Source organism: Enterobacter sp. UPMP2052, from assembly GCF_053709675.1.
In genome coordinates this window covers 244126-262770 of the sequence record NZ_JBSKJR010000003.1, presented here as the reverse complement: position 1 = coordinate 262770, position 18645 = coordinate 244126, and the positions used below count along the sequence as shown (strand labels likewise).

Annotated in this window: 18 protein-coding genes and 3 tRNA genes; 13 read left to right on the top strand and 8 right to left on the bottom strand. The window is 57.0% G+C overall.

The window, feature by feature from the left end:
• Positions 1–52: 52 nt before the first annotated feature.
• Positions 53–322 (top strand): DUF1435 domain-containing protein, encoded by a 270-nt coding sequence (locus tag ACWKX3_RS13200; protein WP_404600470.1) that lies wholly within the window; start codon positions 53–55, stop codon positions 320–322.
• Positions 323–365: 43 nt separating this feature from the next.
• Here the strand turns inward: ACWKX3_RS13200 and ACWKX3_RS13195 are convergent.
• The 4 genes from ACWKX3_RS13195 to rsmC all read right to left on the bottom strand — a co-directional run bounded on the left by ACWKX3_RS13195 (position 366) and on the right by rsmC (position 1897).
• Positions 366–452 (bottom strand) — tRNA-Leu (locus tag ACWKX3_RS13195).
• 32 nt (positions 453–484) lie between these two features.
• Positions 485–570: transfer RNA gene (locus tag ACWKX3_RS13190), tRNA-Leu, on the bottom strand.
• A gap of 28 nt (positions 571–598) precedes the next feature.
• Positions 599–685 (bottom strand) — tRNA-Leu (locus ACWKX3_RS13185).
• Positions 686–868: 183 nt separating this feature from the next.
• Positions 869–1897 (bottom strand): 16S rRNA (guanine(1207)-N(2))-methyltransferase RsmC, encoded by a 1029-nt coding sequence (rsmC, locus tag ACWKX3_RS13180; RefSeq protein WP_137272877.1) that lies wholly within the window; start codon positions 1895–1897, stop codon positions 869–871.
• Positions 1898–1999: 102 nt separating this feature from the next.
• On the opposite strand from rsmC, the gene ACWKX3_RS13175 reads away from it, so the two are divergent.
• From ACWKX3_RS13175 to ACWKX3_RS13140, 8 genes are all read left to right on the top strand, one after another.
• Positions 2000–2437: a DNA polymerase III subunit psi gene (locus ACWKX3_RS13175; protein WP_102891472.1), complete on the top strand. Its 438-nt coding sequence runs from the start codon at positions 2000–2002 to the stop codon at positions 2435–2437.
• On the top strand, positions 2382–2825 hold the full coding sequence (gene rimI, locus ACWKX3_RS13170) for a ribosomal protein S18-alanine N-acetyltransferase (protein ID WP_006174067.1): 444 nt from the start codon (positions 2382–2384) through the stop codon (positions 2823–2825). The genes ACWKX3_RS13175 and rimI overlap by 56 nt, the downstream gene beginning before the upstream one ends.
• A gap of 19 nt (positions 2826–2844) precedes the next feature.
• On the top strand, positions 2845–3522 hold the full coding sequence (gene yjjG / locus ACWKX3_RS13165) for a pyrimidine 5'-nucleotidase (RefSeq protein ID WP_058609624.1): 678 nt from the start codon (positions 2845–2847) through the stop codon (positions 3520–3522).
• Positions 3523–3614: 92 nt separating this feature from the next.
• Positions 3615–5204 (top strand): peptide chain release factor 3, encoded by a 1590-nt coding sequence (gene prfC / locus ACWKX3_RS13160; RefSeq protein ID WP_006174064.1) that lies wholly within the window; start codon positions 3615–3617, stop codon positions 5202–5204.
• 304 nt (positions 5205–5508) lie between these two features.
• Complete coding sequence (osmY, locus tag ACWKX3_RS13155; RefSeq protein WP_006174062.1) at positions 5509–6126, top strand: molecular chaperone OsmY; 618 nt, start codon at positions 5509–5511, stop codon at positions 6124–6126.
• A gap of 126 nt (positions 6127–6252) precedes the next feature.
• Complete coding sequence (locus ACWKX3_RS13150; protein WP_003856556.1) at positions 6253–6414, top strand: DUF1328 domain-containing protein; 162 nt, start codon at positions 6253–6255, stop codon at positions 6412–6414.
• A gap of 123 nt (positions 6415–6537) precedes the next feature.
• Positions 6538–7590, top strand: a complete 1053-nt coding sequence (locus ACWKX3_RS13145; RefSeq protein ID WP_042319323.1) for a patatin-like phospholipase family protein — start codon at positions 6538–6540, stop codon at positions 7588–7590.
• A complete protein-coding gene (locus ACWKX3_RS13140) occupies positions 7587–8369 on the top strand; it encodes a TatD family hydrolase (protein WP_454541922.1) in 783 nt (260 codons plus the stop codon). Before ACWKX3_RS13145 ends, ACWKX3_RS13140 begins: the two co-directional genes overlap by 4 nt.
• Here the strand turns inward: ACWKX3_RS13140 and ACWKX3_RS13135 are convergent.
• Both ACWKX3_RS13135 and ACWKX3_RS13130 read right to left on the bottom strand, forming a co-directional pair.
• Positions 8364–9224, bottom strand: coding sequence for a YjjW family glycine radical enzyme activase (locus tag ACWKX3_RS13135; RefSeq protein WP_042319321.1), 861 nt, complete (start codon positions 9222–9224; stop codon positions 8364–8366). The two genes, ACWKX3_RS13140 and ACWKX3_RS13135, sit on opposite strands and share 6 nt — an antisense overlap.
• On the bottom strand, positions 9199–10746 hold the full coding sequence (locus tag ACWKX3_RS13130; RefSeq protein ID WP_454541921.1) for a YjjI family glycine radical enzyme: 1548 nt from the start codon (positions 10744–10746) through the stop codon (positions 9199–9201). Before ACWKX3_RS13130 ends, ACWKX3_RS13135 begins: the two co-directional genes overlap by 26 nt.
• A 262-nt stretch (positions 10747–11008) precedes the next feature.
• Between ACWKX3_RS13130 and deoC the strand changes: the two genes are divergently transcribed.
• From deoC to deoD, 4 genes are all read left to right on the top strand, one after another.
• Positions 11009–11788, top strand: a complete 780-nt coding sequence (gene deoC, locus ACWKX3_RS13125) for a deoxyribose-phosphate aldolase (protein ID WP_042319318.1) — start codon at positions 11009–11011, stop codon at positions 11786–11788.
• A 109-nt stretch (positions 11789–11897) separates the two neighbouring features.
• Entirely contained in the window at positions 11898–13220 is a 1323-nt protein-coding gene (deoA, locus tag ACWKX3_RS13120; protein ID WP_454541920.1) for a thymidine phosphorylase, read from the top strand.
• A 52-nt stretch (positions 13221–13272) separates the two neighbouring features.
• A complete protein-coding gene (gene deoB / locus ACWKX3_RS13115) occupies positions 13273–14496 on the top strand; it encodes a phosphopentomutase (RefSeq protein WP_006174050.1) in 1224 nt (407 codons plus the stop codon).
• Between the two features lie 130 nt (positions 14497–14626).
• Positions 14627–15346: a purine-nucleoside phosphorylase gene (gene deoD, locus ACWKX3_RS13110; RefSeq protein WP_006174049.1), complete on the top strand. Its 720-nt coding sequence runs from the start codon at positions 14627–14629 to the stop codon at positions 15344–15346.
• 41 nt (positions 15347–15387) lie between these two features.
• Here deoD and ACWKX3_RS13105 read toward each other — a convergent pair whose 3' ends face one another.
• Both ACWKX3_RS13105 and ACWKX3_RS13100 read right to left on the bottom strand, forming a co-directional pair.
• Positions 15388–16092: a DUF1120 domain-containing protein gene (locus ACWKX3_RS13105; protein ID WP_088208820.1), complete on the bottom strand. Its 705-nt coding sequence runs from the start codon at positions 16090–16092 to the stop codon at positions 15388–15390.
• A gap of 130 nt (positions 16093–16222) precedes the next feature.
• Positions 16223–18643: a fimbrial biogenesis usher protein gene (locus tag ACWKX3_RS13100; RefSeq protein ID WP_454541919.1), complete on the bottom strand. Its 2421-nt coding sequence runs from the start codon at positions 18641–18643 to the stop codon at positions 16223–16225.
• Between the last annotated feature and the right edge of the window lie 2 nt (positions 18644–18645).

The window sequence follows — 18645 nt, the reverse complement described above, 5'->3', positions numbered from 1 at the left end:
AAAGGGCGATCAATTATCCTGCTGCATGCTGACAAGTGATAATTACTATCATATGATATTGGTTATCATTATCGATATGAGAGGGCATACCATGTTGAGCAGAGCGCTGGGAAGTGGTTGGGGGGTCTTGCTGCCTGGGACGATCATCAGCGGACTGATGTTTGCCGACCTTTCCATCGACGTCTGGAAAATCATCATTGTGTCGGGACTGCTGGTGACATCCGCGATGATCTGGCATAAGCAGCTACGGCATTTTGTGCTGTTGCCATCCTGCGTTGCGTTAATCGGCGCAATGCTGGTGATAATGATGAGTTTGAGATAACACGGGAAAACAGAGAGAGACTACAGAAGGGTTGTAAGATAATTGGTGCGAGGGGGGGGACTCGAACCCCCACATCCGTAAGGACACTAACACCTGAAGCTAGCGCGTCTACCAATTCCGCCACCTTCGCACAGTCATCTTACTTTTTTGATATCGCCTCGTTGGTGCGAGGGGGGGGACTCGAACCCCCACATCCTAAGGACACTAACACCTGAAGCTAGCGCGTCTACCAATTCCGCCACCTTCGCCCAGTGCGAGCAATATCAACGTGATTTATGGTGCGAGGGGGGGGACTCGAACCCCCACATCCGTAAGGACACTAACACCTGAAGCTAGCGCGTCTACCAATTCCGCCACCTTCGCATACCATCGATACTGTAAAAGTATCGTAACCACGGAGGCGCATTCTAGATGTTTTCAGCTTTACGTCAACAGAAAAGTGCGGGGGATGCCTCGATTGATGCAAAAATGGTCGACGGATGGGCCAGGTAGAGAGGGCGTAAGGCCGGAGAGCGCTTGCGCGTATCCGGCCTGGAGGATTAACGATTACTTTTTAGCCTGACGCGTCATCACGGTGCGATACACCTTGAAGCGGCCGGTCTGGGCAATCACTTCGTGGAAACCAAAGGTTTCGTCCAGCACTTTCGGGTAGGCCAGGAAGGCGTTCGCCACGATACGAAGCTCGCCACCGCTGTTAAGATGACGGACGGCACCGCGGATAAGCGCTTGCGCGGCCTCCAGGCTGGTTTCCATCCCGTCGTGGAACGGCGGATTCGAGATAATCATGTCAAAACGGCCGGTCACGTCAGAGAAGACGTTGCTGGCGATGACCTCACCTTCAAACCCGTTTGCCGCAAGCGTTGCGCGGCTGGCTTCTACCGCCGGGGCGCTCACGTCACACAGCGTTAAACGCACTTTCGGCGAGTGGCTGGCGAGCACGGTTGCCAGCACGCCTGCGCCACAGCCGACATCCAGTACTTTGCCCTTGGTGTGCGGCGTCAGGGTAGATAACAGCAGCTTACTGCCGACATCCAGATAATCGCGGCTGAACACGCCCGGCAGGGTTTTGATGGTCAGAGCGTCTAACTGATATTCGTCCCAGAATTGTTCTGCATCGAAGGCAGGCTGTTTTTCAAGACGCCCGTGATACAGGCCACAGCGACGGGCGCTGTCGACTTTGTTCAGTGGCGCGAACTCTTCAAGCATCTGCTCCGCGCTGCGCACGCCGCTGCGGTTCTCGCCGACCACGAAAATATCGCAGCCGACCGGCAGCAGGGAGAGCAGGTTCATCAGCTGGAACTGGGCTTCCGGCTTGTTCTTCGGCCAGTAGTAAATCAGCGTGTCGCAGTCGGCAACATCGCCTGGCTCCGCCACCAGGCTAAAACGCGCGCGCTCGCCCATCTGGCGGCTCAGCACCTGCCAGTGGTGGTAATACTGGGTGTGGGCACGGCTTTCAGCACAGTCGAAACGCGCAGGCAGGTCATCCTGCATATCTCCGGCAAACAGAATACGGCTTTGTTCGAAATCATCACTGTGACGCAGCAAGACTTCACTTGCCGGGGTAAATGCAGACATGAATTGTTCCTCAATAAACTCAGGCGGGGATTATAGTCGGTAGATGGCGTAGTTTCGACACATTTGCTATATTTGCGCGCCTGAGAGACAGGAGTTTTCGCTATGACATCCCGACGAGACTGGCAGTTGCAGCAGCTGGGTATTACCCAGTGGGCTTTGCGTCGCCCGACGGCGTTGCAGGGTGAAATCGCTATCTCCATCCCCGCGCACGTTCGCCTGGTGATGGTGGGGGAGGAGCTGCCTGCCCTGAATGAAATCCTGATTGGCGATGTCCTTCGTAGCCTGAAGCTGACGCCGGATCAGGTATTACAGCTGACACCAGAACGGGTCGCGATGCTTCCACCGGACAGCCGCTGCAATAGCTGGCGGATGGGCGACGTCGACGAAATATCCCTTGAGGGAGGCCAGATTTGCTCACCTGCGCTGGAAGAACTCAAAGCCAACCCAAAAGCGCGCAGCGCGCTATGGCGACAAATCTGTGAATATGAACACAATTTCTTCCCTCACGACGGCCGATCTGACGACGGCGTTCGCGATTGAAACCCGCGCCCATGCTTTTCCGTGGAGCGAAAAAACGTTCGCCAGCAATCAGGGCGAACGGTACCTGAATCTGCGCCTGGACGTTGATGGCACCCTCGCCGCGTTTGCCATCACGCAGGTGGTTCTCGATGAGGCCACGCTGTTTAACATTGCGGTTGACCCTGCCTATCAGCGCCGCGGGCTGGGAAGAGAACTGCTGGAGCACCTCATTCGCGAGCTTGAAACCCGCGACGTGTTCACCCTGTGGCTGGAAGTGCGTGCCTCGAACGTCGCCGCCATCGCGCTCTATGAAAGCTTAGGCTTTAACGAGGCGACAATCCGCCGTAACTACTACCCCACCGCAGAGGGACGTGAAGACGCCATTATTATGGCTCTGCCGCTTGGATAACTAAAATAAGGTTGTAACGATGAAATGGGACTGGATTTTCTTTGATGCCGACGAAACGCTGTTTACGTTTGACTCGTTCGGTGGCCTACAGCGGATGTTTATGGACTATAGCGTCACCTTCACCGCTGAAGATTTTCAGGACTATCAGGCGGTGAACAAACCGCTGTGGGTGGATTACCAGAACGGTGCCATCACGGCGTTACAGCTTCAGCATCAGCGCTTTGACGCCTGGGCCGAACGGTTAAAGGTCAGCCCTGGGCTACTCAATGAGGCTTTCCTGAATGCCATGGCGGAGATCTGCGCGCCTCTGCCGGGCGCGGTGTCCCTGCTGGATTCCCTGAAAGGCAAAGCTAAGCTCGGGATCATCACTAACGGTTTTACCGCGTTGCAGCAGATCCGCCTGGAACGCACCGGCCTGCGCGATCATTTCGACGCGCTGGTGATCTCAGAAGAGGTCGGCTACCCGAAACCCGACCCGCGTATTTTTGACTATGCGCTGGCCCAGGCCGGCAACCCTGACCGCAATCGCGTGCTGATGGTGGGGGATACCGCCGAATCGGATATCTTAGGCGGCATGAACGCCGGGATCGCTACCGTCTGGCTGAACGCGCATGGCCGCACAACCCCGGAAGGCATTACGCCAACCTGGACCGTCACGTCATTGAACGAACTGGAGCAGCTCCTGTGTAAACAATGATTGCCTGCCCCCTATTGATGGGTAAAATAGCCGCATTTCCCGTATTCCATGATGCGCGGCGTCGTGCCGCGCCTACATAAGAAGAATTGACTATGACGTTGTCTCCTTATCTGCAGGAGGTGGCCAAGCGCCGCACTTTTGCCATTATCTCTCACCCGGATGCCGGTAAAACGACCATCACCGAAAAGGTGCTGCTGTTCGGACAGGCGATCCAGACCGCCGGTACCGTTAAAGGCCGTGGTTCCAGCCAGCATGCGAAATCTGACTGGATGGAGATGGAAAAACAGCGTGGTATCTCCATTACCACCTCTGTGATGCAGTTCCCGTATCACGACTGCCTGGTGAACCTGCTGGACACCCCGGGGCACGAAGACTTCTCCGAAGATACTTACCGTACCCTGACGGCGGTGGACTGCTGCCTGATGGTTATCGACGCCGCAAAAGGGGTTGAAGATCGTACCCGTAAGCTGATGGAAGTTACGCGTCTGCGCGACACGCCGATCCTCACCTTCATGAACAAACTCGACCGCGACATCCGTGATCCGATGGAAGTGATGGATGAAGTCGAGAGCGAGCTGAAGATCGCCTGTGCGCCGATCACCTGGCCGATTGGCTGCGGCAAGCTGTTCAAGGGCGTTTACCATCTTTATAAAGATGAAACCTACCTCTATCAGACCGGTAAAGGCCACACCATTCAGGAAGTGCGCGTGGTGAAAGGCCTGGATAACCCGGAGCTGGACGCTGCCGTTGGCGAAGAGCTGGCCGCTCAGCTGCGTGACGAGCTGGAGCTGGTGAAAGGCGCATCCCACGAGTTTGACAAAGATCTGTTCCTCGCAGGTGAAATCACGCCGGTATTCTTCGGCACCGCGCTGGGTAACTTCGGCGTTGACCACATGCTCGACGGTCTGGTGGAGTGGGCGCCACGCCCGATGCCGCGTAAAACCGACACCCGCGAAGTGGTCGCTCAGGAAGAGAAATTCACCGGCTTCGTCTTTAAGATCCAGGCCAACATGGATCCGAAACACCGTGACCGCGTGGCCTTTATGCGCGTGGTTTCCGGTAAATACGAGAAAGGCATGAAGCTGCGCCAGGTGCGTATCGGTAAAGACGTGGTGATCTCCGATGCGCTGACCTTTATGGCGGGTGACCGTTCTCACGTTGAAGAAGCCTACCCTGGCGACATCATCGGGCTGCACAACCACGGTACGATTCAGATCGGCGACACCTTTACCCAGGGCGAGATGATGAAGTTCACCGGTATTCCGAACTTCGCCCCTGAGCTGTTCCGCCGTATTCGCCTGCGCGATCCGCTGAAGCAAAAACAGCTGCTGAAAGGCCTGGTCCAGCTTTCCGAAGAGGGCGCAGTGCAGGTGTTCCGCCCGATTGCCAACAACGATCTGATCGTGGGCGCGGTCGGCGTGCTGCAGTTCGACGTGGTTGTTGCGCGTCTGAAAAGCGAGTACAACGTCGAAGCGATTTACGAATCGGTGAACGTTGCCACGGCGCGCTGGGTTGAGTGTTCTGACGTGAAAAAATTCGAAGAATTTAAGCGTAAGAACGAGGTCCAGCTGGCGCTGGATGGTGGCGATAACCTGACCTATATCGCCCCAACCATGGTTAACCTCAACCTGACGCAGGAACGTTATCCTGACGTGCAGTTCCGTAAAACCCGCGAGCATTAATCCTCTCTCAGAGCACGGCATCCGCCGTGCTCTTCGCTTTTTCCTGCCTTATTTCTCCCGTGCGGAATGTTCTTAATTCATTGCATTTTCTCGCTATTCGCTCGTTTTTTATTCATTTCTGAAAGCGCACCTGAAATTGTGATCTATATTTAATTCAGTGTTTAGCACCGGGCGTGGATGAATTAACTGTTCAATGCATGACGATGGGTTCTCCACTTAGCCCGTGTGTTTTTACGCAAAATTTAAAACGAGTAATAAAGGACGTTTGACGCCCAAATAATGGGCAAAACACAGGAATACATCGATGAATATGACAAGACTGAAGATTTCTAAAACTCTGCTGGCTGTGACATTGGGTAGCGTCCTGGTAAGTGGTTCTGCACTGGCAGAAAACACCACCATGGATAAAGCGCAGTCCACTGCTGATACCGCAGGGGATAAAATCGATAGCTCTATGAATAAAGTCGGTAATTTCATGGACGACAGCTCGATCACAGCAAAAGTGAAAGCCGCGCTGGTGGACGATGAAGCCATCAAGAGCACCGACATCTCTGTAAAAACTGATAAGAAAGTTGTCACCCTGAGTGGCTTTGTAGAAAGCCAGGCCCAGGCCGAACAGGCTGTAAAAGTGGCGAAGGGTGTTGAAGGCGTGACCTCCGTTAGCGATAAGCTGCACGTCCGTGACAGCAAAAACGCGTCGGTAAAAGGTTATGCCGGTGACGCAGCAACCACCAGTGAAATCAAAGCTAAACTGTTAGCGGATGACATCGTGCCATCCCGTAAGGTGAAAGTTGAAACGACCGATGGCGTCGTCCAGCTCTCCGGTACGGTTGATTCACAGGCACAGAGTGACCGTGCCGAAAGTATCGCGAAAGCGATCGATGGTGTGAAAAGCGTTAAAAACGATCTGAAAACGAAGTAATCGACATAATTCGCCCTAACGGCTGAGGCCTGCGGGCGAAATAAGAACGACACTGGAAGAACGCCGGTGAGACGCCTGAGCGCTCACATATCGCGGCAGACATTAACTATGGTAAAGGAGAGGCTTATGTTTCGTTGGGGCATTATATTTCTGGTTATCGCGTTAATTGCCGCCGCATTGGGCTTTGGTGGACTGGCGGGTACAGCGGCATGGGCAGCTAAAATTGTCTTTGTCGTCGGTATCATCCTGTTTCTGGTCAGCCTGTTTACGGGTCGACGCCGTCCTTAGCAGACTGCTTACTGAGAACAACCCTGCAAAGCCAGTCCCTGTGACTGGCTTTTTCTCGTTTGAGTATCAGAGGGAATGTGCGCTACTGTGTCTGAACTGAATAATGAAAACAGGAAAGCAGAGGTGGGACAGCGAATTCCCGTTACGCTCGGTAATATTGCGCCGTTGGCGTTAAAACCGTTTCGTGCAGGCCAGCTTGCGCTGGTTTGTGAAGGAGGTGGACAGCGCGGCATTTTTACGGCCGGTGTGCTGGACGAGTTTATGCGCGCGCAATTCAACCCCTTCGACCTCTACTTTGGCACCTCGGCCGGGGCGCAGAACCTTTCTGCGTATGTCTGTAACCAGCCGGGCTATGCGCGCAAAGTGATCATGCGCTACACCACCTCGAAAGAATTTTTCAACCCGGTGCGCTTCGTGCGCGGCGGAAACCTGATCGATCTCGACTGGCTGCTGGAGTCTACCGCCAGCCAGATGCCGCTGGCGATGGATAACGCCGCGCGCCTGTTTGATAGCGGAAAAGCATTCTGGATGTGTGCCAGCCGCGGCGATGACTACTCCCCGGGGTACTTCTCCCCGCAGAAAGAGAACTGGCTGGACATCATTCGCGCCTCGAGCGCCATTCCCGGCTTCTACCGCACCGGTGCGCTGCTGGACGGCGTGAACTACCTTGACGGCGGCATCAGCGATGCGGTGCCGGTTCAGGAGGCCGCGCGGCGTGGCGCGAAAACCATCGTGGTGATCCGCACGGTTCCCTCACAAATGTATTACACCCCGCAGTGGTTTAAGCGCATGGAGCGCTGGCTGGGCGACAGTAGCCTGCAGCCGCTGGTGAATATCGCGAAGCTCCATGAATCAACCTATGGTGCCATGCAGCGTTTTATCGAAAAGCCGCCGGGCAAGCTGCGGATCTTTGAAATTTATCCCCCCCGGCCGCTGGTGAGCATGGCGCTGGGCAGCCGCCTGCCGGCCCTGCGCATGGATTACAAAACCGGGCGGCTGTGCGGGCGCTATTTCCTGGCGACGGTCGGGAAAATGCTGATGGAGCAACCCCCGATTCTGCGGCATAAGCCGATTATCACCCCGCCTGCCGTCGTCGCCAATGATGCTCTGGTGACGCCGCTGGTCGATGCGCCGCAGGCCAATGACGCCCTGTTAGATAACGAGGATCTGGCGTGACGCACCGCTTTATCGACACCCACTGTCACTTTGATTTTCCGCCATTTACCGGCGACGAGACGCACAGTATTGCCCGCGCGGCTCAGGCTGGCGTCGGGGCGATTATCGTGCCGGCGATCGAAGCGGCTTATTTTGTCCGGGTGCTTGAACTTGCCCGGCAACATGACGCGCTGTATGCCGCGCTGGGCCTGCATCCTATCGTCATCGAGCATCATCTTGATGAGCACGTTGACCAGCTCGATACCGTTTTGGGCAGGGGAAATGACCGGCTGGTGGCCATTGGCGAGATCGGCCTCGATCTCTATCGCGAAGATCCGCACTTTGCGCGCCAGCAAGCGATCCTCGACGCGCAGCTTCGGCTCGCGAAGCGCCACGATCTGCCGGTGATCCTCCACTCGCGACGCACCCACGATAAGCTGGCGATGCACCTGAAACGCATGGATCTTCCGCGCACCGGGGTGGTTCATGGATTTTCCGGCAGCCTGCAGCAGGCGCAGCGTTTTATCGCGCTGGGCTACAAAATCGGCATTGGCGGGACCATTACCTATCCGCGCGCCAGCAAAACCCGCGACGTTATGGCCCGGTTGCCGCTCGACTCGCTGCTGCTGGAAACGGATGCGCCCGATATGCCGCTCAATGAATTTCAGGGGCAGCCTAACCGCCCGGAGCAGGCGGCGCGCGTTTTCGCTACGCTCTGTGAACTGCGCGATGAGCCTGAAGAGGTTATCGCTCAGGCGTTGCTCGATAATACCCGCGCCGTTTTTGGCATCACGCTATAGATAGCGCGCCGGGCGGATAACGGTAATCTGCCGTTTTTCCAGGGCCACGGCCAGCGGCTCGACGTCCTCCGGCGTGGCGCTGCGCCATGACGCCGCCTCTCCATACACGCCGTGCGCATGAAACGCGTTGATGCGTACCGGAATATTCCCCAGCTGGCGAATAAATGCCGACAGCGGGGTGAGATGCGCCAGATAATCACAGCGATCGGGGATCAACAGCAGCCGCAGTTCGGCCAGACGGTGATGATCCGCCAGCCAGCGAATGCTCTGTTTGATCTGCGGATTGTCGCGCCCGGTCAAAAAGCGGTGATGCTCGTTGCCCCAGGCTTTTAAATCCACCATAGCGCCATCGAAAACCGGCAGCAGCTTTTGCCAGCCGGTTTCGCTTAGCAGGCCGTTGCTGTCCACCAGGCAGGTTAAGTGGCGCAGCGCGGGATCGGCCTTGATCGCTGAGAACAGAGCGATCAAAAACGGCAGTTGGGTTGTCGCTTCACCCCCGCTCACGGTGATCCCCTCAATAAACGGTGCGGCTTTGCGGATCTGCGCGAGGATCTCCTCCACGCTGTAGCGCTGCGCCATCGGCGTGGCCTGCTGCTGGCACAGGTGCAGGCAGGTATCGCACTGCTGGCAGTGGCTTTCCTGCCACCAGACGCGGCCCGCCTGAATATTCAGCGCATCGTGCGGACAGTGGGGAACGCAGTCGCCGCAGTCGTTGCAGCGCCCGATAGTCCACGGGTTGTGGCAGGTTTTGCAGCGCAGGTTACAGCCCTGCAGGAACAGTGCCAGGCGGCTGCCCGGCCCGTCCACGCAGGAGAAGGGGATAATCTGACTAACTAAAGCGCATCTGCTGTTCATGGCTAATTACGCGTGGCTGACGTTCAAGGATTCGGGTGTTGCGCGCGGCCTCCTCACCCAGCCAAGTGGTGTTGGTGCGCGATCCGGCTTCGCGGTATTTCTCCAGATCAGACAGCCGCACCATATAGCCGGTGACGCGCACCAGATCGTTTCCCGCCACGTTAGCGGTGAACTCACGCATACCGGCCCTGAATGCCCCGAGACAAAGTTGCACCACCGCCTGTGGATTGGCTTTTACGGTCTCGTCCAGGGTGAGGATGTCGCTGATGCCGGAGTGGTAATAACGGTGGTGCGGGGCGACGGCCAGCAGATGGCCGATAGGATCGGGCTCGTCGCCGTAAGGGAGACGTGCCCCCGGCGTAGTGCCCGTATCGGAGCTGATCCCCGACTGCGCGTGGAGCATCGCCCGCTGCTTCCAGCCGTGCTTCACCGGCGTGTTTTCAACGAACGTCGCCAGCTGTTCGCTGATGCGATACCCCAGCGCGTTGGCCTCATCGTCCTTACCGTAGCGACCTGTCATCCCTTCTTTCTCGCAGAGTGCGTTAACGGCTTCTGCCAGGCCATACATGCCAAACATCGGCACAAAACGCCCGGCATCAATCAGCCCCTCCTGGACGAGGAAGCTATTCTCAAAGAAGCCGGACTGTTCATACAAGAAATCGCAACGTGCATCGATGATGGCAATCTGCTGCTGGCAGTAGTGCGGCAGCTGGCGGGTGAAGAAATCGTCCAGCGAGGCGCTACGTTCGGCCATGGCTTTCAGATTGAGGCGCACCAGCGTGCTGCCGCCGCCCGCCATCGGCAGAGAATTGTAACAGCTCACCACGCCATAGCGGCCTTTTGTGAAAATTTTATCATTCAGCGGGCCATTGGAAATATGCGGCTTACTGCATTCACAGATATTTTTCGCCACGCTCAGCAGCAGATCGTCAGGGGTGACGTCGGGGTCGTAGATAAAGGTCAGGTTTGGTGCAACCTGCTTCAACTCCGCATCGGCACGCAGAATGGCGCGGGTGATGGGGCTATCTGCCGGGCCAATGTTTGCATGCATAAAGGCATCGGGCAGGGTTCTGTCGAGGTAGCGCCAGAAACGTTTTATTCGGCTATCGATTTCATCCTGTGTTAGAATTTTAACATAGGGATCGAGTAGGGCATCAAGCTGGCCCAGATAGACCGGCATCGATGTCACGGACGGAACATGGTGATAAAGAATGGTGAGCAGCGAGAGGGCATCATCCAGATCGTTTGCCCCTTCCAGCTCCAGCCAGTCAGAACCGTTCGCCAGGAATTTTGCGTAGTCCGGCAGCACGTAGCGCGGTTTGTAAGGGGCGTGTCCCTCGAACATATCGCAGATAACGCCCTCGTCCAGCGCGGCGCGGGCCGCCGAAGGAAGCGCCGGGTAGGGCAGATTGTTCTCCGCTTCCAGCGCCAGAAAATGCCGTTTTTGCTCCGGTGTTAACGTCGGGCTGGTCACAATGTGCTGGCAACGCTGTTGCAGGGCGTCGGGGCGAGAGGAGGACATAGGCGCTTCCTTGAGTCATCGGTGAATGATGACGAAATTGTAGAAAGGCGTCCCGCCGGGGCTTTTGATCCCACAGGGGTGATCGCTGATTTAACCCGCGGTTGGCCTGCTAAAATTTGATGTTGATCTCATTACAGCAATGCAAATTTGTACGCAGTTTTCATTAACTGTGATGAATGTCGAAGTGTGAATGCGGGTGAATGTTAGAATACTCACAGACCCGCAAGGTAAAATTGATACGGCGATGCCGTTGGAGAATGTTATGACCGATTTAACTGCAAGCAGCCTGCGCGCGTTGAAACTGATGGACCTGACCACCCTGAACGATGACGACACCAATGAAAAAGTCATCGCCCTGTGCCATCAGGCGAAAACGCCCGTCGGTAACACCGCTGCCATCTGTATCTACCCGCGCTTTATCCCGATTGCCCGCAAAACGCTGAAAGAGCAGGGCACGCCGGACGTGCGTATTGCAACCGTGACTAACTTCCCGCACGGCAACGACGATATCGAGATTGCGCTGGCAGAAACCCGCGCGGCGATTGCTTACGGTGCGGATGAAGTGGACGTGGTCTTCCCGTATCGCGCGCTGATTGCCGGCAACGAGCAGGTGGGTTTTGACCTGGTGAAAGCCTGTAAAGACGCCTGTGCCGCGGCAAATGTGTTGCTTAAAGTGATCATCGAAACTGGCGAACTGAAAGAAGAAGCCCTGATCCGCAAAGCGTCTGAAATCGCGATCAACGCGGGTGCGGATTTCATCAAAACCTCTACCGGTAAAGTGCCGGTAAACGCCACGCCGGAAAGCGCGCGCATCATGATGGAAGTCATTCGTGATATGGGCGTCTCCAAAACCGTGGGCTTTAAACCGGCCGGCGGCGTGCGTACCGCGGAAGACGCGCAGCAGTTTCTGGCGATTGCCGACGAACTGTTTGGCGCAGAGTGGGCGGATTCCCGTCACTACCGATTCGGCGCATCCAGCCTGCTGGCAAGCCTGCTGAAAGCGCTGGGTCACGGCGACGGTAAGAGCGCAAGCAGCTACTGATTGCCCGCTAATGCCGGATGACGCTTCGCTTATCCGGCCTACAGGATCGTAGGGCGGGTCAGCGTAGCGCCACCCGCCACAACTCCCCCGATTCCGCATGGAGGTTACCGTGTTTCTCGCACAAGAAATTATTCGTAAAAAACGTGATGGTCATGCATTAAGCGACGAAGAGATCCGCTTTTTCATCAATGGCATTCGTGATAACACCGTCTCAGAAGGGCAGATTGCTGCGCTGGCGATGACCATCTTCTTCCACGATATGTCGATGCCTGAGCGCGTGTCGCTGACCATGGCGATGCGAGATTCAGGAACCGTCCTGGACTGGAAAAGCCTTAACCTTAACGGCCCGATCGTCGATAAACACTCCACCGGCGGCGTGGGTGACGTTACCTCGCTGATGCTTGGCCCGATGGTGGCGGCCTGCGGCGGTTACATCCCGATGATCTCCGGGCGCGGCCTGGGCCATACCGGCGGCACGCTCGACAAACTGGAAGCCATTCCGGGCTTCGATATCTTCCCGGATGACGCCCGCTTCCGCGACATTATTAAAGACGTTGGTGTGGCGATTATCGGCCAGACCAGCTCCCTGGCACCGGCAGACAAGCGTTTCTACGCGACCCGCGACATCACCGCTACCGTGGACTCCATTCCGCTGATCACCGCCTCTATTCTGGCGAAAAAGCTGGCGGAAGGGCTGGATGCGCTGGTGATGGACGTGAAGGTGGGCAGCGGCGCGTTTATGCCGACCTATGAACTTTCTGAAGCGCTTGCTGAAGCGATCGTTGGCGTCTCCAACGGCGCAGGCGTGCGCACCACCGCACTGCTGACCGACATGAATCAGGTGCTGGCGTCCAGCGCCGGTAACGCAGTAGAAGTGCGTGAAGCCGTACAGTTCCTGACAGGTGAATATCGCAACCCGCGTCTGCTCGACGTGACCATGGCGCTGTGCGTTGAGATGCTGATCTCAGGCAAGCTTGCCAAAGACGATGCAGAGGCGCGAGCGAAGCTGCAGGCGGTGCTGGACAACGGCAAAGCGGCGGAGATCTTTGGCCGCATGGTTGCCGCGCAAAAAGGCCCGACCGACTTCGTGGAAAACTACGCGAAATACCTGCCTACCGCGACCTTAACCAAAGCGGTGTATGCCGATACCGAAGGGTTTGTTTCGGCGATGGACACCCGCGCGCTTGGCATGGCGGTGGTGTCAATGGGCGGCGGACGTCGTCAGGCATCGGACACCATTGATTACAGCGTCGGTTTCACCGACATGGCCCGCCTGGGCGACAGCGTGGACGGACAGCGTCCGCTGGCGGTGATCCACGCGAAAGACGAAGCCAGCTGGCAGGATGCGGCGAAGGCGGTGAAAGCGGCAATTAAGCTTGACCATAAAGCACCGGAAAGCACACCGACGGTCTATCGTCGTATCACCGAATAGCGGTATACTGATCTGATCAATCATTTTTAAGCACTACGTACGGAGAACAATTATGAAACGTGCATTTATTATGGTGCTGGACTCATTCGGCATCGGCGCAACCGAAGATGCAGAACGATTTGGTGACGTGGGTTCCGATACCATGGGTCACATCGCGGAAGCCTGCGCCAAAGGCGAAGCGGACAACGGTCGTAAAGGCCCTCTGACTCTGCCAAACCTGACCCGTCTGGGTCTGGTGAAAGCGCATGAAGGTTCTACCGGTAAGATCGCAGCCGGTATGGACGGTAATGCGGAAGTGGTGGGCGCTTATGCCTGGGCGCACGAGCTCTCTTCCGGTAAAGATACCCCGTCAGGCCACTGGGAAATTGCCGGTGTGCCGGTTCTGTTCGACTGGGGCTATTTCTCCGATCACGAAAACAGCTTCCCGCAGGAGCTGCTGGACACATTGGTTAAGCGTGCCAACCTGCCGGGCTATCTCGGCAACTGCCACTCTTCCGGTACCGTGATCCTGGACCAGCTTGGCGAAGAGCACATGAAAACCGGCAAACCGATTTTCTATACCTCCGCTGACTCCGTGTTCCAGATTGCCTGCCACGAAGAGACGTTTGGCCTGGATAAACTTTACGAGCTGTGCGAAATCGCGCGTGAAGAGCTGACCGAAGGCGGCTACAACATTGGCCGCGTGATCGCGCGTCCGTTTATCGGCGACAAAGCGGGTAACTTCCAGCGTACCGGCAACCGTCACGATCTGGCCGTTGAGCCACCGGCACCCACCGTGCTGCAAAAACTGGTCGACGAGAAAGACGGCCAGGTGGTTTCCGTTGGTAAAATCGCAGATATCTATGCGAACTGCGGTATCACTAAAAAAGTGAAAGCCACCGGTCTGGACGCGCTGTTTGACGCCACCATCAAAGAGATGAAAGAGGCGGGCGATAAGACGATCGTCTTTACCAACTTCGTGGACTTCGACTCCTCCTGGGGCCACCGCCGCGACGTGGCGGGCTACGCTGCCGGCCTGGAGCTGTTCGACCGCCGTCTGCCGGAGCTGATGGAGCTGGTGGGTGAAGATGACATTCTGATCCTGACCGCGGACCACGGCTGCGACCCAACCTGGACCGGTACCGACCACACCCGCGAGCACATTCCGGTGCTGGTGTACGGCCCGAAAGTGAAACCAGGCTCGCTGGGTCACCGTGAAACCTTTGCGGATATCGGCCAGACCATCGCGAAATACTTTGGTACGTCCGACATGGAATATGGCAAGGCCATGTTCTGATGTGACTGGGGTGCGGCCTGATGCCCTCACCCCGGCCCTCTCCCATCGGGAGAGGGAGAACACCAGAATGTAGGCCGGGTAAGGCGCAGCCGCCACCCGGCCAAAACAACAATGTAAAAGGAACTGAAAGATGGCAACTCCTCACATTAATGCAGAAATGGGTGATTTCGCTGACGTCGTGTTGATGCCGGGCGACCCGCTGCGCGCTAAGCACATTGCAGAAACCTTCCTCGAAGACGTGCGTGAAGTGAACAACGTTCGCGGCATGCTGGGCTTCACCGGTACCTACAAGGGCCGCAAAATTTCCGTGATGGGTCACGGCATGGGTATCCCATCCTGCTCCATCTACACCAAAGAGCTGATCACCGATTTCGGCGTGAAGAAAATCATCCGCGTGGGTTCCTGCGGCGCGGTGCGCATGGACGTTAAACTGCGCGATATCGTGATTGGTATGGGTGCCTGCACCGATTCTAAAGTGAACCGTATTCGCTTTAAGGATCACGACTTTGCCGCCATCGCTGACTTCGACATGGTGCGTAACGCGGTAGACGCGGCGAAAAACCTGGGCGTGGATGCGCGCGTGGGCAACATCTTCTCTGCTGACCTGTTCTACTCTCCGGACGGCGAAATGTTCGACGTGATGGAGAAGTACGGCATTCTGGGCGTGGAAATGGAAGCAGCGGGCATTTACGGCGTCGCGGCTGAGTTTGGTGCGAAAGCGCTGACCATCTGCACCGTGTCCGACCACATCCGCACCCACGAGCAGACCACTGCCGCAGAGCGTCAGACCACCTTTAACGACATGATCAAAATCGCGCTGGAATCCGTTTTGCTGGGCGATAAAGAGTAATGTTGTCTGCCGGGCGGCCTTCGCTGCCCGGCATCGTTTTCTTACAGATACACCACGCTAATGGTCGCCTGACCATCAAACTCCGTCGCTTCCGTCAGCGCCAGCTTCTTCAGACTTTCTACCGCAAGCGAGACGTTCAGCGGGAAAGAGACGCGCGTCACGGCCATCGGATCGGTTTTACCGGCGGGTGCCACGCTCATCAGGCTCATGTCTTTATTCGCCAGCGTGCCGCCCGTGGCTTTCTGCCAGCGGGTCACGCCGTTGCCCGCCGCCAGCGCGGTGCGAATCGGCTCAACGTTCCCGCCGTTCGCCGTGACCTCGCCAGTGCTGGCATAGATGGAGTACGCGCCAATATTCTTGCCGTCGTGCGTTTTACCCAGCCCGAAGGTTGACGCGGAGCCGCGCAGCGCCGCGCCGTTATCGGTGGCATTCATCACTTTAAGGTTTGAATTGCTGCCGGTGCTGGCGTTGGAATCCGTACGGTTATCTGCAATGCTCCAGCCCACTTTGGTTGGCGTAGGGCAGGTGATGGTCAGCGTCAGACCCTTCTCACCCAGCTGCGTGCTTTCGGATTGCGAAAGATCGCCCACCTGCACCGCGCCAAAATCAACGATGCCGTTGTTGCTCAGCTCCGGCGTGCAGGAGTTGCTTGAAAGAGACGCTTTCACTTTCAACACCGCGGTATCGCCCGCAAAGGCGCTGGCCGATGCCAGTGCCAGTGCGACGACAAGTACGCTTTTTTTCATGGTTTTTCCTTAACATAGAGATAAAGGGGTGACATTGTCCGGAGTACATTCCTTGAATGTTCACGGTCGTTTTTTTTCTGATTATTCACGCCAGCGTTAAGCTGACGCGTGAATGCGCGTTGCGGCAGGTTCACTTGCACACTCCCTGCGCTTTTTCGTAATAGGCTTCTTTGTTTTTTTCTTCACTCAGCGCGTAGTGGATCTGGCAGATCCTCACCCTGCTGTCGTCCACCACGAATAACTCTGGTGAATCTGTCGCATCGGGAATAAATACGCTGCCGTTATCCATTACGCTGACAATATAGTTACTGTCTTTATCCACCACGCTGAGCCCCCGGGTCAGCCATTCGCCGTTCGGCTTTTTCACGTCAAGCATGACGCGACGGGTTTGCAGAACGCGGAAGTCGACCTGCGAAAACGAACCGTAAGCGGCGGAGAGGGTCTGTATGCCGTTGGATAAATCCATCCCCTGAGGGAGGGAGTTGGCGTTGATGACGATCTGGGATTTTTGCCACTCGCGCAGGCCCGGCACCACGGCCTGGCCCCAGCGATCGGTCCAGACGGTGCCGTCCGGTGTGCTCAGCTCAATGCCGCTTTCCGGTTCGCTCAGACGGGCAATGCCAAAGGTTTCCTTGACGGGATAAGGCGAGAAGGTGACCCCGTGGCGGTGCAGCGCAATACCCCCCATCAGCGAGGCGCTGTAGTTGCGCCGATCCCCGTCGTCTATCCCTGCCGCCAGGCCAAGCTGGGTATAGTGCAGGTTGGCGTTCAGGTTGCCGTCAAAGGCGTTGCTCTTATCCTGATTGTCGCGATCGGCAGAGAGGTTGTAGTTGAGGTTTTGCCCGAATGAACCGCTGTCCTGCAGGCCAAAATTCTGTTTATTACCCTGGCTGCGCATGTAGGTGCTGATACGCTCCGTGCCGAACGGCACCGCCAGGTTGACGTAAAACAGATCGTCATCATTTTGGCCGCTGCCCTCGGAACTGTTGCTGCCGCTGCTCATGGCGTGCTGCCAGTTAACGGAGACGGAAGCATGGCCGAGCGTTTTTCCCCAGGCGGCCATCAGATAGCGGGAGTCGCCGCTTTCTTTATCCCCGGCGTTTTCGCTGTACTGCAGTGAGAACGTCCCGAGCAGCGCATTGTTCCAGTTGAGGCTGGCGTTCCACGCGTTCTGGTAGCCCTCGGATTCGTCGTCCATCGCTTCGGTCATTTCCCGAAAACCGGCGCTGTAGCCCGAGGCGGTAAGGCCCAGCGTGAGCTGACCCGGCAGCATCAGCGTATTTTGCAGCTCGGCTTTGGTGCCGTTTTGTTCCGTGTGAAAGCGCGCGGCGCTGACCATAACGCTCGGGGTGATCATCCATTTTTCGTTAACCGCCCACTCAAGCTGCGCGCCGGCTGCCTGATATTTTTCGGCAAGTACACCCGCCGTCACGCCCGTTAAGTCTTCTGTCAGGCGCGTGCCGTTGGAGATATTCATCACCCACGGCGAACCGTTATCGTCGCCCCCGTCACGTACTTGCCCGACGGAGAAGCTCAGCCCCTCGGCGCGCGTCGTGCCGTTGATATTGAGCGACGAGGAGGGCACCGTGAAGCGGGTGGTGGAGCCATCGGTTTCCACCACGCTGATGTCGAGGTCGACGTTACCGCGCACCACCGGCACGTCGGGCAAGGTGAACGGCCCGGCGTTGACCAGCGTGGAGTAGATTACCTGCCCGGCCTGCCTCACCTCCACGCGCGTCTGGTTGCTGTGGGCGATGCCCGTGATGGTGGTCGCCGGAATATTGGGCTGCAAACCCGTTTCCGGCAGGAACTGGATGCCGTTAATTTGTGCGCCGCTGAACAGTGACGAGGTGGCGTTGATCTGACCCACCTGCGCGCGAAGCTTACGTTCTTCAAAAACGTGCTCGGCGTAGGTGTAGAGATTTTCTACGCTGCGGGTGCCGTTATCGTCCGTCAGGATCGTGCTGCTGCGCACCGTCCAGTTCGCCACGTTGAGCCCGGTGCCGATATTGCCCTGGGAAAACGTGCTGCTGCCGCTGCCGCCGAACACGTTGTAATTGCTGAATGCGTTGTAGTTGATGAGCCCCGCCACGCCGCCGTGTTCGTAATATTTTGCGGCATAGAACCCGTTATCCATCGCTTCGGCGGGGACGAAAATCTCTAACGACTCTTTGTTAGGCAACGGGGTGACGGTCGCCGTGGGGTAGTCCTGCACCAGTTCGTGGCAGGTCTCTTTTTCTGAGATATTCAGGGGAAGTAATCCCGCGGCGCGCGTGAAATCATCATCCACGCAAAGCTGGCCCTCTTCGCCAATACGTACGGCGAGCGTGCCTTTGTCCACGCCGTTGATCCTGACCTGTACCGCATGTTGACCGGGCAGATAACGCTGCGCCCCGGAAAAATAGTGCGCGAGGTTGGTGCTGATCCCTCGCGTCGCCAGAATATCGGTATTGAAATCCAGGTCGGCTGCGCCCGCGGTGCAGGGAGGCAGCAACACGGCCGCCGCAACGGCGGGGCCAAAGGCATACTTACGCAAAGGGAGATCACTCACCA